This is a genomic window from Sphingobacterium thalpophilum (assembly GCF_901482695.1).
GTDB lineage: Bacteria > Bacteroidota > Bacteroidia > Sphingobacteriales > Sphingobacteriaceae > Sphingobacterium > Sphingobacterium thalpophilum.
In genome coordinates this window covers 5,040,964-5,054,897 of the sequence record NZ_LR590484.1, presented here as the reverse complement: position 1 = coordinate 5,054,897, position 13,934 = coordinate 5,040,964, and the positions used below count along the sequence as shown (strand labels likewise).

The following is a 13,934-nucleotide window of genomic DNA, read 5'->3' as shown; positions in this document are numbered from 1 at the left end:
ATGAACAGTAGGCGGCCGGATTGACATGATACATGCGTTTCTATTCATTGCAGGATTTATTTTAGTGATTGCCTGCATCAACTTTATGAATTTAAGTACTGCTCGCAGTGAAAATCGCGCTAAGGAAGTTGGTGTCCGGAAAGTGACAGGAGCCTACAGGAGCTTACTTATTGCCCAATTTCTCACCGAGGCTATCCTCATCGCTTCTATTGGCGGCGTCATCGCCCTTGCTGCAGTATGGCTCTGCCTGCCAGCTCTCAATAATCTGCTTGGAAGCAAAGTTGCTCTGGATTTCACCTCGCCGATGTTGATGAAGCCTACGTTAAGAAATTTAAAGACACTCGGCGACAAGGCATTCTGGCTGGAGCGTTTACTATCGTTACCATTTTTGTATCCTGTCTTGGCCTCTTTGCCCTGGCAGCGTATATGGCCGAAAAGCGCAAAAAGGAAATCGGAGTCAGAAAGGTCTTGGGGGCTTCTGTCTTTTCCATCACTGGCCTGCTGTCCATGGAGTTTACCCTGTTGGTACTTGTATCGTGTTTGGTCGCCTTTCCTTTATCGTATTGGTTTACCGATCACTTTTTTTTGCAGATGTACAGTTAACGTACGCCTATAAGCTGGAGTATCTTTATCCTCTCCGGGATAGGCACCCTGTTATTGGCTCTGGCTACCGTAAGTTCGCAGGCAATCCGGGCGGCTCTGGCCAACCCTGTGAAAGCATTGCGGGATGAATAGGCTGCCCGTGGCAACAAAAAAACACTGTGTCTGCCGGCAGAGTCAAGGTGTTTAAGAACAGGAAAGTTCCGTTCCCGGCCTTTCCTGTTCTTAAAAATCTGCACTGTACTAATCCAAGTCCTCGATTGTAGCTTTCGGGGCATTGGCTTTTACTGACTCAATCCCCTTTTCTCTGCCGCTCTCAGTTTCATATAATTCACTGTTGCCGATGACCTGGCCATTTGTAGCTTTGAGGTTAAAATAAAATTTGCCATTCGCGGCAATTTTACGTTCAAATTTGTTGTCGTCCTGTGAATTTCGTTTGACCGATTCCACACCATTCAGGCAGCTGGCTTTCGTGCTGTACCCTTCGCTGCTCAAAATGACCTGCCCGTTGCTCGCTTTAAGATTAAATTGGAATTCTCCGTCTTTTCGTGTTTTTACTACAAATTTTCCCATTGTATCAATTATAAATATGATGTATTGTGTTGGAATGTTGTTCCACCCCAATCATAACGATCTATTTTATTTTTATTGTAATACAATCTAAAAATTAATACGCTGCTAACGCTAAATTTATGGATTCAATCATTTTAGTAGCTTTTTTTCTACAAAGCATCGAGAAAACGATCCGTCGTTCACTACTCGTTACGGAGATCATACATGGTTTTCCTCATGGCATGGAGATACTCTCCCGGATCAAAAGCATCGCCTTTGTTGGTCAGTACGATCAAAGTGAGCTTATTTTTTAAATCCCGCCAGAATAGGCACCGAAATCCGTCCAGACCACCGGTATGGAATACTTCCATGGTTGACCTGTCAACATACCAGCCAAATCCATAACCCCTTGTGTTTCCTTTATCGATTGTAGGAATGCTGTACATCGTCTCGGTATTTTCTTTATTGAGGAGCGTCCCCTCTCTCAGCGCTTTATCAAATTTCAGTAGATCTCCTGTGGTTGAATAAATCCCTCCATCTCCTGTTGTTAATTGTCTATAGTCAAGAATCTGGTTTTTCTTATCAAAACCTGTCACTTTACCCGGAATCGGATGAGCCATATTGTCAAATACAAACGTGTGCTTCATGTCTAGTGGGGCAAGCACGGTTGTGCGCAGAAATTCAGCAAACGTTTTTTTTGTGATCCGTTCAATAATTATTGAAAGCAAGATATAACCCGAACTGCTATATTTAAACTTCGTCCCCGGTGGAAAATCCAGTGCAGCGGCCCGGCTAAGCCATGCTAATACATCAGCGTTCTTCAACGCATTAATACTCGTTTGTGTCGGTGCTTCATAATCTTTTATGCCCGAAGTGTGATTAAGCAGCTGCCGGATGGTCACATCGGCTGCATATTTTGGCAGCTCTTTAATATATGCGGAAGCATGGTCGTCATAACGCAGTAAATGTAATTCCTGGAGCTTCATGATGGCAGCCGCGGTTAAGGGCTTAGCCAGTGATGCAATGTAGAAACAGGGATCCGGTGTATTAAATTCAGTACCCAGCGAAGGGTTGCTGTATCCGAGTGCACTGTCAATAACGATCTGGCTGTCTTTTGCCAACAGTATAGCCCCGTTCAGTTTCCCCTGTTGGTAAAACGTTCTTGTGATGTCGGCTGCTGTTTCTTTTCTGCAGGATTGGAATGTGATCGAAATACAAATACAACAGTAAAGAAGAGCCTTTGCCGGGCGAGCTGACGTGAAAAAGGACTTTGACACCATACAATACTTACTATTCATTGCGCAAATCATCCGAAATATTGGCACGCGATACTCTGATAATATGGATGCCGACGGTAGTTGCCACGGCCAGTAGAATGCCTATTGCGCTCAATCCAAACAGCCAGCCAGTCAGGCTGATGCGGTAAGCAAAGCTCTGTAGCCATTTCTCTGCTGCCCACCAGCTTATCGGAATGGCGACCACGATTGCAACGGCTATGAGCTGTAAATATTGACTGCCGAGTAACACGCTAAGATGCAGTAAATCTGCCCCCAGTACTTTGCGTACGCTGATCTCTTTCTGGCGCTGTCCAATCAGGAAAGCCGTCAGTGCAAACAAACCTATCAATGAGATCATGATGGCAGTAATGCCGAAAAACGATACGATACGCTGCAGACGGATATGGCTTGAAAACAGCTGCTGAAAATTAGCGTCTAAAAACGAGTATTTTAAGTCAAAATCGGGTTCGATCTTCTTCCATACTTCTTCTATTGCCTCCACGACCCTTTTGACATCCGTTCCTTCGATTTTGACCAGGATGGCTCCCCCAGATTGGAATATGCACGCATTGTTACCTATGGTATATACCGCAGGCTGCACCTGCTGCTCCAGCCCCTGTACATTGAAGTCTTCGACTATACCTACCACGGATAACGGTACGCTATCGCAGCCAGCAAACGCTATTGAAGTAGCTTTCCCATGCCGATGTCCCAGTTTGTCGGCAGCGGCTTTGTTGATAATTGCCGAACGGGTATGCTGATCTGCATAACTTCCGTCAAAGTAACGCCCGCTTATCAGGCCAATATCCAGTGTTTCAAAATATGCTTCGCTAATTTTCACTGAATTCATCCTATAGGTTTGTCCCGCTGCATTAAATTCAATTGTTGTCGTGTCCACATGCTGGTCACCGGGTACTGTTGTTGTCTTTGCGACGGATTGCACGCCACTTATTCGCATCAGCTGGGATCTGACGGTTTCAAAATTCTCTTCCCTGGTACTCATTTTGTACGCCTGTATCCGTAGAACCTGTTCAGCAGAGAATCCCTTGTCCCGGGTCTGCATAAAATCGAGCTGATGGCTAACGACTGTTACGCCGTAAATGAAAAATGCCGCCACTGCAAATTGTACAATGATTAGTCCATTGCGGAATGCTATGCCCCCCCTCCCTCTTGAATAATCGCCTTTCAGTACTTTGGTCGTATTAAACCGTGTAAGAAAGAGCGCAGGATATAGACCAGACAGTACGACGACAATAGAAAGTGACAACAGTACCTGCAACACGAGGCGTAAGGTTATCCCGCTGTTTAAAAAGTTGATATTGACATTAAATTGTGCGTTGAAATGCGGCAGGATGAGCGAGAGCATCAGTATAGCCAAAACAAAAGCAATACTACATTGGATGGCCACCTCCCCCATAAATTGCCAAAATAGTCTGGCCCGGCTGGAACCCAATACCTTTTTGACGCCGACCTCTCTGGCTCTACGCAAGGAAGCTGCAATAGAAAGGTTGCTAAAATTGATGGCTCCTGCGATCAGCAGCATTGCTGCGAGCACTAGCAATATGGTCACGGTTTTGATGTTGCTGCTGCCATGTTTCGGAAAATTGTGAATGTCATGAGCAAAATCCAAAAACAGCCCTTCCTGTGATCCGCTCTTTTTAAATTCCGAATACCCCTGGTTATTGTGCTCTTTTCTTAATTGCTCATCGTAATAGATCCGATCCACTAACGTTTCAACAGCGACCCGGTTTACTAACGGTTTGGTTTTGATATAGGTTAAATAAGAATGGTTTCCCCAATGATAGTTATTCTTTTCATTGGGATTACGGAATACTGCCTCAATATTTAAATGCGACGGGCCTGTTGCTCCTTTCATCACAGCAGTCACGGTACACTCATAGGCATTAAATATCTTGATGGTTTTGCCGACCGCGTCCTCTTCTCCAAACATTTTTTTTGCCAGATGCTCACTGATCACGATGGCGTTGGGTTTATTGAGCGGTGCTATGCTTTCTCCCGCGGTGATTTCGTAGGGAAATACACTAAAAAATAGCGAATCTGCTGCTACGATCCCTTTCTGTATTATCCTTTTTTCTGCGGTGGACAGTGGTGTTTCGAAACTTTCATCCCGAGTCATGTTTGTGGCTGCTGCCACCATCGAGACTTTGTCGCGCAGTAATGCAGCCAATGGTGCCTGAGTCGATTGATATACATCCTCCTTTCCCTTTAGAGATACCCGCGCCACCCGCTCCAGCTCGGGGCTCCACCGGTCGTAGTTGAGTTCGTGATTGAGGTACAGCAGCAAGATCATGAAGCTGCATATGCCAACAGCAAGTCCGAGGATATTGATGAGCGAATAGCCGAACGAGCGTTTTATGTTTCTAAAAGCCAATTTTAAATAATGTCGCAACATACGGTGATAGAGGTCTAAAGGTTACACATGGCTTCACATAGTGCATATGCCGGACCATTTTTCTAAAACTCTATTTCATAGTTATTTAGATGGTTGACGCATTATCAACCTGTTCGAATTCGAACAGTAACTGTACAGAAGCGAACGACCAAAATCATTCCATTATTTAAGTTTCTTTTCCACGACATCCAGACGTTTGCGCCAAGCCATCATTTGAGGATCCTGATAGACTGGCTTGCCATCTTCGTCAATGAGGCCCAGGGCCTTCGCCAGATTCCGGCTGAGATCCGCAGATTTATCGTTTGATTTTTTCCATTCACGCTGGTCTTCGAGAATGTCTTTTTCATAGGCGCTGAGCGCTTTTTTAATCATACTTTGTTCTTTCTTGTAGGCCTTCTGCTTACGGTACAGGATCATCAGCCGGTTGTAGGCGGTGGTGTTCAGACTGTCTTTTGTGAGGATCGCCTTGTAGTCCTTTATAGCCTCTTCCGTCTTGCCTTCAGATTCTAGCGCACGCGCGTGTTTGAGCTGCTCATTGATAGAGACACGTTTAGCCTTGCTGTCTGCCATACTGTGTTACTTTCATTGTTTATGGTCAATAACAATCATCAGCTACCGTTGGTTTGAGGGCACTTTCTTCAGAACACCATGTTTTTTGGATCGGCTGAAAGTTGAAGGGGAAAATACGGACGTGCGCCAATTAATACGTTCTTCGTCCGTGATTGTGACATATACGCAAAATATCCAAACCATTACCGGCAATATAACCTTCATCAGTAGCAAGGTGACCATTTATCTTTAACCGGCAACGCTATTTCTCAGTTCCGCTAAAGATGATGTATTGAACTGAAGTTTAATTTAAAATATCTGTAATATGCTTGCAATGAACTACCGTGGACCATACCGTATTCGGGCCGACCGTAATATGCCACTACCAGAAATCCTCCATCCGCAGGATGCCATCGTCAAGGTGCTGCGTTCCTGTATCTGCGGATCCGACCTGCATCTCTACCATGGGCTGGTCCCCGATACCCGTGTTGGGACCATATTTGGCCATGAATTTATTGGCGAAGTGGTGGAAGTCGGTTCCGCCATCGACAACCTGAAGGTGGGTGACCGCGTGATGGTACCCTTTAATATCGCCTGCGGCAAATGTGCATTTTGCCAGCAGGGACTGTATGGCAATTGTCACGAGTCCAATCCGGAGGCCACAGCGGTCGGCGGTATATTCGGCTATTCGCATACTGCCGGCGGCTATTCCGGTGGACAGGCCGAATATGTGCGGGTACCCTATGCCGACGTGGGGCCGGTAGTCATCCCGCCATGGATGGATTCTGACGACGCAGTGCTGCTGACTGACGTGGTCCCCACAGGCTATCAGGCGGCAGAGATGGCCGGCATTCAGCCCGGAGATACCGTGGTGGTATTTGGTGCGGGGCCGATTGGAATCATGGCTGCTAGATGTGCATGGCTCTTTGGTGCAGGCCGTGTCATTATCATAGACCAGGTCGAGTACCGGCTTGAGTTTGCCGAACGGTATGCACAGTGCGAGGCGGTCAACTTCCGTTCCATAGGTGATCCGGTCGTATTCATTAAAACCATCACAGATTCACTGGGTGCCGACGTGTGTATCGACGCGGTCGGCTGCGAGGCTGCCGGCAATGCCATAAATACCGTTTTGGGACGTTACATGATGCTTCAGGGTGGCTCCACCACTGCCCTTCACTGGGCCATCAATAGCGTCAAAAAGGGTGGTATTGTATCCATCGTCGGCGTATATGGTCCCATCAATAGTCTCGTGCCGATCGGCAACGTGCTCAACAAGGGCATTACGATAAGGGCCAACCAGGCTTCCGTCAAACGGCTGCTGCCACGGCTCATCGAGTATGTACAGTCCGGCATCATAGATCCCAAGGCGCTGATTACCCATCGGGTTCCCCTCGAGGAGGTCGCAGATGCATACCACATGTTCTCCAGTAAATTGGACGGCTGCATCAAAACGGTATTGTTACCCCCATCCATGTAAAATTTAATATTGTCAATTATGATCACAGACCAAACCACATCCGAAGATTTTATCCATGACAGAAAGCATAACTATGCCCATATCAAAGGCTGGGGTATAGATGCCGATCGGAAAAACGATCCCACCTACCCCATCAAACAGCGAAACAATGCTGAGCATCGGGGCTATTCCTGGCAGCGTCCGCTTCCGCAGGACAAAACGGTGGAGATCCTGCAGTCTGTCGAGCGCCCCAATCTGACTGCCGTATTCGGTACGTCGGTCCCACCCGCTGGCATCAGTGGCATGGTCAGGCGCGTGGCGTTTAAATACAGCGAGTCAAGCTATGGACGCTGGCTGCCACTCATGCTCGCCGACCGCGTCCAGGTGCTGGAAGGCATTGTGAAAGATCTCAGCAGTGGACATATCCCCAATATACCTAAAGAGCTTGGCCTCTCATCCGAATGGAAATACAATAGAAAGGCGATGCTCACAAAAGCGGCCGTAGGCTTATTGGTCGCGGGAGCGGTCATATTCCGGCTCTGCAGATCAGGAAAGCGTCCATAACTTAAACTGACAAAAGCTATGAAAATATTCAGCACCAGGACTCACGGCTACCTGGATTATCTGGTAGGCGTTTTTCTCATCCTTTGCCCATTTTTATTTCACCTTGCCAATGATCGGCCCGAGGGAGCCGTGTTTGTGGTGCTAGGAATACTGACCTTGGTATACAGTGCGATAACCCACTACGAGCTGGGCTTGGTCAGAATCATTCCCATGAATGTGCATCTCGTCCTTGATGTGCTTTCGGGCTTGTTTCTGGCCTTCTCACCCTGGCTGTTCGACTTCGCAGATATAGTGTACTTCCCACATGTCATCATCGGTATTATCGAAATCGGTGTGGCACTGACGACGAAGACCAGATCCAAGGTTATGGTATAAGGCAGGGGCAGATACGGTCGATGGCCGGTTGTCTAGCGCCCTGTCCTTTTTTGGGAGCCCACTTGCTGCCTCGAAGATGCTAGTTTGACAAAAATACATCCGTCTTGTTTACGAACTTCTTAAAATCCACAGCTGCTGGATGGACTTTGTAGGGCACGTAAAAGTGCTGCGGTTTGTCGGCTTCATACGCATTTCGCCAGAACAGGATCCAAGCGAGCTTTTTGCCTCTAACCAAGGGATATACAATTTCCGAAAAGTATCCATTATCTTTTACCGCTTCCAGTCCCGTCTCACCGATTGTCGGGATTTTTCCCGATTTATCCGCATATGCTGTGACGATAGCGATGTTTTTGGCCATGGCAGACCTGTATTTTTCGATGTCTTTCGGGGAGCCGGCACCGGGTACATAACAGTCGAAAGCCACTAGATCAACGTACTCGTTGCCCGGATATCTTTCCAGATAATGTGCTTCATGGTCAGTTTCAGACGGCGAATAGCAGTAAAGGAGATGGTGGATGTTATGCTTTTGTTGAAAATAGTCGACCGTCATCTTCCACAGAGCTTTGTATTCCGCGGGTGTACACTGCTTGGCTCCCCACCAAAACCATGTACCGGTATGTTCATGGTAGGGTCTAAGCACAACAGGAATGAGATGGCCCTGTGTGTCTTTGAGACTCAACAGAAACTGCGCCACATTATCCAGCCAGCTCAAGTATTTCTGATGGTTACTTCCTGTTGGTAGAATAGAACGAACTACACTGTCCTGTGCACAGTCCCAGGCATTTTTACCAGATAGGATGTTGTTGCCATGCCAGCTTATTGTTGTGATTCCGCCCCGTTCGTGGGTGGCCTGTATATAACGGCGCATATCCTCGAAATAGACGGAATCCAGGTTGTAAGCTTTCCCCAGTTCTATATCGCCTAACTCCCAGCCTATGACTTTCGGATATTTTCCTGTCACGTCACTGACATCGCTTCTCCCATTCTGCCTGTACCAGCCATGTCCATAAGCCAGGGCGTCCTGATGCCCAACGGCGATCCCTTTTGTCCGGAGGCTATTGATTTTGTTGTATAGCGCCCGTGTTTCGGCAGTGGCATTACGATCTGCTGGCAATTGTGCCATGGCACTTAATCCCCATAGCCACCAGGACAGGCACATGCCAATCCGGCGCAGAGAGCTGTTAACGAAATTTCTCTTCATCATCATGTTTATATATCGTGTTTAGCGTGTTTAATAAAATAATATCTGTCGACCGGCAGAAGGCCTTAAAATCGGCTGCCGCGGGGTGGTCCGCTGTGGGGACGTAGTAATGCGCCGGAATATCGTCAGCATTGCGCCAAAGCATAAAATAGGCCAATGGCGATTTCCTGAGCATAGGCTGCAAGACCTGTGTAAACCAGTCCGGGTCCGATATGCGTTCCAGTCCTGTCTCCGTGAGGGCCGCAATTTTTCCCCGTTCCTGGGCTATCCCTGATACGATGCTCATTTTAAGCGATGCTGCGGCAGGGTCATTAGCTCCATCCGGCCTAAAATCCCAATAGTTGTCCATGCCCAGGATATCGACATAATCATCGCCGGGATAATGTGTCATGTAGTCACTTTTATTCTGGAATCGGCAGTCCGGCGAATAGGCAAAGAGCAGCTGATGTACCTTTAGATCATTCCTGAGGTAATCGACGGTATATCGCCACAGCTGGATAAACTCATCAGCAGTGGCATGGCCTTTGCCCCACCAGAACCAGTCCCCGTCAAACTCGTGGAAAGGTCTGAATATAATTGGAATGGGCTTTCCGCCGGAGTCATTACATCGTCGCAAAAAATCACGCATCCGGCGGAGGTATGACCTATATGTCCCATTGGCCTTACCTCCGGGAAGGATTTCCCTAACGGCGAGCTGTGGATTGCTCTGCCATTCGTATGATCCTCCATTTACCGGATTGGCCATATGCCAGCAAAAAGTGATGATACCACCACGTTTATACATATCTTTTACGGTGCGCACTAATCTAGCTGTTTCTAGTCTCCGATACTCTGTATCTTTATGTGTCAGCACATGAAAATCGAGGCCGAGCATTGCCGGATGGCTCCCTGTAACCTCTTTCACGTCGCTGCGGTCCTGGTCACCACGCCAGTACCGTCCATAACATAGGGCATCTTGCTGGCCCAGAATCATCAATCTCTGCGATTGCGCCAGTTTGAGGGATTGATATAACGCTATTGTGCCTTTTGTTGCTCTGCTGTCGGCAGTTAAGGCGTGCTGCGCGTACAGATAGTGGATCGATTGCAAGATCAGCATCGATCCGTACAGTAGTATTCTTCCGATCATAGTGTGTTTCCAAAATTTTCAAGCATCTCCATACACATCCGTCCATTATGATAAGGACACTTCCAGAATCCCGCTTTATCATCCGCTTTATTGACCTCACCGTTTTCGAGCCTGCTCCAGAACCATTCACCATCTTTTTTATCGATTATGCTGGAAACAATATAATCCCATGTATCCTCTGCTTTATCCATATAAAATTTGTCGCTTAGTAGTCGGCCTAGATTGGAAAATCCGACTACGGCTTCAGCCTGTACCCACCAGTGACGTTCCCGATCCCAGTGTTTATGATTCCTTTCGTAGGCCATGCTGCCATCAGGAAGGATGCCTTCAAGTGCGGCCTTTCCTATTTGTGGCACTATCATCCGGACCTTCTCAACCAATTGGGGATCGCCCAGTACCTCGGCGGCTTCCAATAGTAACCATGCCGCCTCAATGTCGTGTCCAAAAGACTGTATATCACCTTTGACATTCCAGTCTCCATCGAAAAATAGCTGTAGATGTCCGGTTCTCTTATCAAAGATTCGGTCCACAAACAGGGTGATCAATTCGCTCTGCGCTTCAATGAGCCTTTGATCGATCCAGATCCTGAGTAAATTTGTGTAGGGTTCCAGGATATGCAGATGTGTGTTCATGGTTTTGGCTTCGTTGGCATCTTTTTCACTCAGCCGCATATCAGCCATCGGCTGCCAGTCCTCGGTGAACGCTTCCCAATAGCCACCGAGTGCGTTATCCCTGCATTTCTCGATGATATTAAATTGCTGCTTAGCATATTCTAACGCCTCGGTATTACCCGTAGCACGATAATATTCAGAAAAACCATATAATGCGAAACCCTGTGCATACGTCTGTTTTTTTCGATTGAGGGGCTCCCCACGGTAATCCAGCTCCCAATAGACACCGCCGTACTGTCTATCCATGAAAAAGTCCCGCAGATATACATAAGCCCTGTCGGCCATCTGCCGGTATGCCTGCCTTCCGAGGAGGCGGTAGGCAGCGGAAAAAGTCCACAGGATCCGGGCATGCATGACAACACCTTTACCGGCCCTTTTATCGAGCACGTTGTGTCCATCTATCCGCCCATAAAAGCCCCCGTATTCTGTATCTATCATATTTTCCATCCAATAGCGGAGGATATTATTTTCAAGTTCTTCTTTAAATCCTTTCATTTGCTAGTTTTGATTTCGCTTGTCAAGATTTCCTGCGGCTGTCCAGCTCTTCAGTGATTGTCTCCATCTTTTTCTCAGTCAATGGGTAAAAGCTGATAAAGAGCACCGATAGCAGCGTACCTGCGGCCGGAAATATACTCAGAAACATTTTAATGCCGCTGATGGTCTCATCAGACTGCAGCTGGTTGGCCTGAAAGCCGAAATAACCGAGCAGCCAGCCTGTTACAGCGGTGCCAAAGGCCCAGCCGAGTTTCTGGCTCATGGACGAGGAGCTGAACACAAGACCTGTAGCACGGTTGCCCGTTTTCAGTTCTGAATAGTCCACACAGTCGGCATACATTGACCACAGCAGCGGGAATACCGCGCCGGCACAGATACTGATCAGCACCTGCAGCCCGAATATGCCCCATAGCTGACTTTTATCCAGCCAGTAGAATGTTACACTTCCCAAGGTGGCCGCCAGCATGGTCAGCACGAAGGTGTTTTTCTTGCCGATGCTGTTACTAAGAGGCGCTGCCAGTATCACACCGATGATATTGGCGGCCTGACCCAGTGCAAGATAGAGGCCGCTTAGTACAAAAGGAATATTGAACAGTCTGATGCCGCCGTAGTTCTCCTCATGGATGTAGTACTTGAAGTAATATAGCGTTGCCCCATCCCTGATTGAGTTAAAGACCAAGGTAGATACTCCGGCACCCAGAAGGATCCACCAAGGACCATTGTTGAGCAGGTCTTTGATGTCCTGTCTTAGGCTTGTATGCGTATCTGTTGCGGGCTGAACGCGTTCACGTGTCCATGCAAAGCATAGCAGAAAGAGGATCACACAGCAGGTCGCAATTACAGCAACGGCCATTACCCAGCCTTTCTGCTGAGCCTCTATTGCGAGGTTGTGACCGCTGAAGAAGTTGACCAGCGGATTAAACAACAGCAAGGTCACGAAACTACCCAGATAGGCAAAGCTCATTCGGAATGTAGCCAGTACGCTGCGTGTCTTCGGAGCGGTGCTCATGACCCCCAGGAGCGACGCATAAGGTACATTGATCGCCGAGTAAACCATCATCATCACCGAATAAGTAAGATAGGCATAGACAAGCTTGCCGCTATCCGTCAGCGAAGGTGTGTAGAATGTGAAAATACCGATCACACCAAAAGGGACCGCGACATATAAAAGATAAGGCCTGAATTTGCCCCACTTAGATTGTGTGCGATCTGCCAGGATCCCGATAATCGGATCAAATAAGGAATCCCAGACGCGGGTCACCAAAAACATCGTTCCGACAACTTTGGCTTCCAGTCCGAATATATCGGTATAGAAAAACATGAGGTACATGCCAAATAATTTCCAGAACATGGACGAAGCAGCGTCACCCAATCCATAACCGATTTTTTCCTTTAGGCTGATATGTTCAGTTTTTATCATCATTCTCGTTTTGCAATAAATTTACTTATTTTTCAGTTTCAAATTATTCGAAATTATACTCCGCAACGTTGCCACAGATTTTTTTGAACGCATGCCGTCTTCAGCCGTATGCAGACAGTAGTCGAGCAACTTTTCAACAGAAGTCACTGCAACATGCATACGGGTGTCGCTAGACGCATAATAGATGTATATCGTTCCATCCTCATCCGCGATCCAGCCGTTGCTGAAGAGCACGTTCGAAACATCGCCTATACGCTCTTCATTCATTGGAGCCATCAGGTGGCCAGCCGGTTCGGCGATCAGTCTTTCTGGGGCGTCGAGGTCGGTAAGATAGACGTAAAGTACGTAACGTAATCCGGCTGCACATGCCCGTACGCCATGTGCAAGGTGTAACCAGCCTTTGGCGGTTTTTATCGGCGCCGGTCCCTCGCCATTTTTTAGCTCTTTGATCGTGTGATAATAACGGTGGTTTATGATTTTTTCCTCCGCCACGATGGCGTTTTCCATCGTATCCACCAATCCCCATCCGATCCCGCCACCGCTTCCTGTATCAATGAAGCCATCCTGGGGCCGGGTGTATAAGGCATATCTTCCATTGACAAATTCGGGATGTAGGACTACGTTCCGTTGTTGGCTCTTTGATTGAAGATCGGGCAGCCTTTCCCAATGTTTCAGGTCTTTGGTCCGCACAATTCCCGCGGCAGCCACTGCGGCCGACAGATCGCCCGGTGCAGCATCGGGATCTTTGCGTTCAGAGCAGAAAATCCCATAGATCCAGCCATCTTCATGTGCTGTCAGGCGCATGTCGTAGATATTGGTATCCGGATTATCCGTTTCCGGAATATCCATCGGATAATCCCAGAACTTAAACTGATCTACACCGTTGGGACTTTCTGCAATGGCAAAAAAGGACTTTCGGTCGTTACCTTCTACGCGGACCACCAGCAGGTACTTACCCTCCCATTTAATTGCCCCGGCATTGAATGTCCCGTTGATACCAAAGCGTTCCATAAAAAAAGGATTGGTCTGTTCGTTGAGATCATAGCGCCAGAAAACCGGCGTATGGTCAGCTGTAAGGACAGGATGTTTATACCGTTGGTAAATACCATTGTTTTCCTTAACTGGATGGTTTTTTCTTTGTAATAGGGCAAAGTGATCTGCTTCAACATTTTTTAGACGTTGCTCAAATAATGTACTCATGATTCGAATTAAATATAATGTAAGTTCTTTTTTTA

13 protein-coding genes and 1 pseudogene are annotated in these 13,934 nt (G+C 47.5%); 5 read left to right on the top strand and 9 right to left on the bottom strand.

Annotated elements, in window-relative coordinates; translation table 11 throughout:
• The first annotated feature begins 85 nt into the window (after positions 1 to 85).
• Entirely contained in the window at positions 86 to 616 is a 531-nt protein-coding gene (locus FGL37_RS26215; RefSeq protein WP_197734499.1) for an ABC transporter permease, read from the top strand.
• A 227-nt stretch (positions 617 to 843) separates the two neighbouring features.
• On the opposite strand, the gene FGL37_RS21235 is transcribed toward FGL37_RS26215, so the two are convergent.
• From FGL37_RS21235 to FGL37_RS21220, 4 genes are all read right to left on the bottom strand, one after another.
• On the bottom strand, positions 844 to 1,173 hold the full coding sequence (locus FGL37_RS21235) for a YegP family protein (RefSeq protein WP_028070366.1): 330 nt from the start codon (positions 1,171 to 1,173) through the stop codon (positions 844 to 846).
• Between the two features lie 182 nt (positions 1,174 to 1,355).
• Positions 1,356 to 2,432 carry a serine hydrolase domain-containing protein gene (locus FGL37_RS21230; protein ID WP_051606981.1) on the bottom strand — a complete coding sequence of 359 codons (1,077 nt, stop codon included), beginning with the start codon at positions 2,430 to 2,432 and terminating at the stop codon, positions 1,356 to 1,358.
• Between the two features lie 10 nt (positions 2,433 to 2,442).
• Complete coding sequence (locus tag FGL37_RS21225) at positions 2,443 to 4,821, bottom strand: ABC transporter permease (protein WP_160169498.1); 2,379 nt, start codon at positions 4,819 to 4,821, stop codon at positions 2,443 to 2,445.
• Between the two features lie 183 nt (positions 4,822 to 5,004).
• On the bottom strand, positions 5,005 to 5,412 hold the full coding sequence (locus tag FGL37_RS21220) for a hypothetical protein (RefSeq protein ID WP_028070368.1): 408 nt from the start codon (positions 5,410 to 5,412) through the stop codon (positions 5,005 to 5,007).
• A gap of 304 nt (positions 5,413 to 5,716) precedes the next feature.
• On the opposite strand from FGL37_RS21220, the pseudogene FGL37_RS25870 reads away from it, so the two are divergent.
• The 4 genes and pseudogenes from FGL37_RS25870 to FGL37_RS21205 form a co-directional block, all read left to right on the top strand.
• Positions 5,717 to 6,091, top strand: a pseudogene (locus FGL37_RS25870) (alcohol dehydrogenase catalytic domain-containing protein); the annotation flags it as partial.
• A gap of 201 nt (positions 6,092 to 6,292) precedes the next feature.
• The gene (locus FGL37_RS25865; RefSeq protein ID WP_232048797.1) at positions 6,293 to 6,868 is read left to right on the top strand and encodes an MDR/zinc-dependent alcohol dehydrogenase-like family protein; all 576 of its coding nucleotides are present in this window, start codon (positions 6,293 to 6,295) and stop codon (positions 6,866 to 6,868) included.
• An 18-nt stretch (positions 6,869 to 6,886) separates the two neighbouring features.
• Complete coding sequence (locus tag FGL37_RS21210; RefSeq protein WP_051606982.1) at positions 6,887 to 7,411, top strand: hypothetical protein; 525 nt, start codon at positions 6,887 to 6,889, stop codon at positions 7,409 to 7,411.
• Between the two features lie 18 nt (positions 7,412 to 7,429).
• Positions 7,430 to 7,786, top strand: coding sequence for an SPW repeat domain-containing protein (locus tag FGL37_RS21205; RefSeq protein WP_028070371.1), 357 nt, complete (start codon positions 7,430 to 7,432; stop codon positions 7,784 to 7,786).
• Positions 7,787 to 7,865: 79 nt separating this feature from the next.
• On the opposite strand, the gene FGL37_RS21200 is transcribed toward FGL37_RS21205, so the two are convergent.
• The 5 genes from FGL37_RS21200 to FGL37_RS21180 are packed head-to-tail and all read right to left on the bottom strand — an operon-like array spanning position 7,866 to position 13,899.
• Positions 7,866 to 8,993, bottom strand: a complete 1,128-nt coding sequence (locus tag FGL37_RS21200; RefSeq protein WP_197734498.1) for a glycoside hydrolase family 26 protein — start codon at positions 8,991 to 8,993, stop codon at positions 7,866 to 7,868.
• Entirely contained in the window at positions 8,968 to 10,113 is a 1,146-nt protein-coding gene (locus tag FGL37_RS21195; RefSeq protein ID WP_037533542.1) for a glycoside hydrolase family 26 protein, read from the bottom strand. Before FGL37_RS21195 ends, FGL37_RS21200 begins: the two co-directional genes overlap by 26 nt.
• Positions 10,110 to 11,279, bottom strand: a complete 1,170-nt coding sequence (locus tag FGL37_RS21190) for an AGE family epimerase/isomerase (protein WP_028070374.1) — start codon at positions 11,277 to 11,279, stop codon at positions 10,110 to 10,112. The genes FGL37_RS21195 and FGL37_RS21190 overlap by 4 nt, the downstream gene beginning before the upstream one ends.
• Before the next feature lie 22 nt (positions 11,280 to 11,301).
• A complete protein-coding gene (locus FGL37_RS21185) occupies positions 11,302 to 12,702 on the bottom strand; it encodes an MFS transporter (protein ID WP_232048756.1) in 1,401 nt (466 codons plus the stop codon).
• Positions 12,703 to 12,720: 18 nt separating this feature from the next.
• Complete coding sequence (locus FGL37_RS21180; protein WP_028070376.1) at positions 12,721 to 13,899, bottom strand: glycoside hydrolase family 130 protein; 1,179 nt, start codon at positions 13,897 to 13,899, stop codon at positions 12,721 to 12,723.
• Positions 13,900 to 13,934 lie beyond the last annotated feature (35 nt).

Coding starts and splice junctions, on each gene's coding strand:
- FGL37_RS26215 (WP_197734499.1), top strand. CDS start 86: ATGAATTTAAGTACTGCTCGCAGTGAAAATCGCGCTAAGGAAGTTGGT.
- FGL37_RS21235 (WP_028070366.1), bottom strand. CDS start 1,173: ATGGGAAAATTTGTAGTAAAAACACGAAAAGACGGAGAATTCCAATTT.
- FGL37_RS21230 (WP_051606981.1), bottom strand. CDS start 2,432: ATGGTGTCAAAGTCCTTTTTCACGTCAGCTCGCCCGGCAAAGGCTCTT.
- FGL37_RS21220 (WP_028070368.1), bottom strand. CDS start 5,412: ATGGCAGACAGCAAGGCTAAACGTGTCTCTATCAATGAGCAGCTCAAA.
- FGL37_RS25865 (WP_232048797.1), top strand. CDS start 6,293: ATGGCTGCTAGATGTGCATGGCTCTTTGGTGCAGGCCGTGTCATTATC.
- FGL37_RS21210 (WP_051606982.1), top strand. CDS start 6,887: ATGATCACAGACCAAACCACATCCGAAGATTTTATCCATGACAGAAAG.
- FGL37_RS21205 (WP_028070371.1), top strand. CDS start 7,430: ATGAAAATATTCAGCACCAGGACTCACGGCTACCTGGATTATCTGGTA.
- FGL37_RS21200 (WP_197734498.1), bottom strand. CDS start 8,993: ATGATGATGAAGAGAAATTTCGTTAACAGCTCTCTGCGCCGGATTGGC.
- FGL37_RS21195 (WP_037533542.1), bottom strand. CDS start 10,113: ATGATCGGAAGAATACTACTGTACGGATCGATGCTGATCTTGCAATCG.
- FGL37_RS21190 (WP_028070374.1), bottom strand. CDS start 11,279: ATGAAAGGATTTAAAGAAGAACTTGAAAATAATATCCTCCGCTATTGG.
- FGL37_RS21185 (WP_232048756.1), bottom strand. CDS start 12,702: ATGATGATAAAAACTGAACATATCAGCCTAAAGGAAAAAATCGGTTAT.
- FGL37_RS21180 (WP_028070376.1), bottom strand. CDS start 13,899: ATGAGTACATTATTTGAGCAACGTCTAAAAAATGTTGAAGCAGATCAC.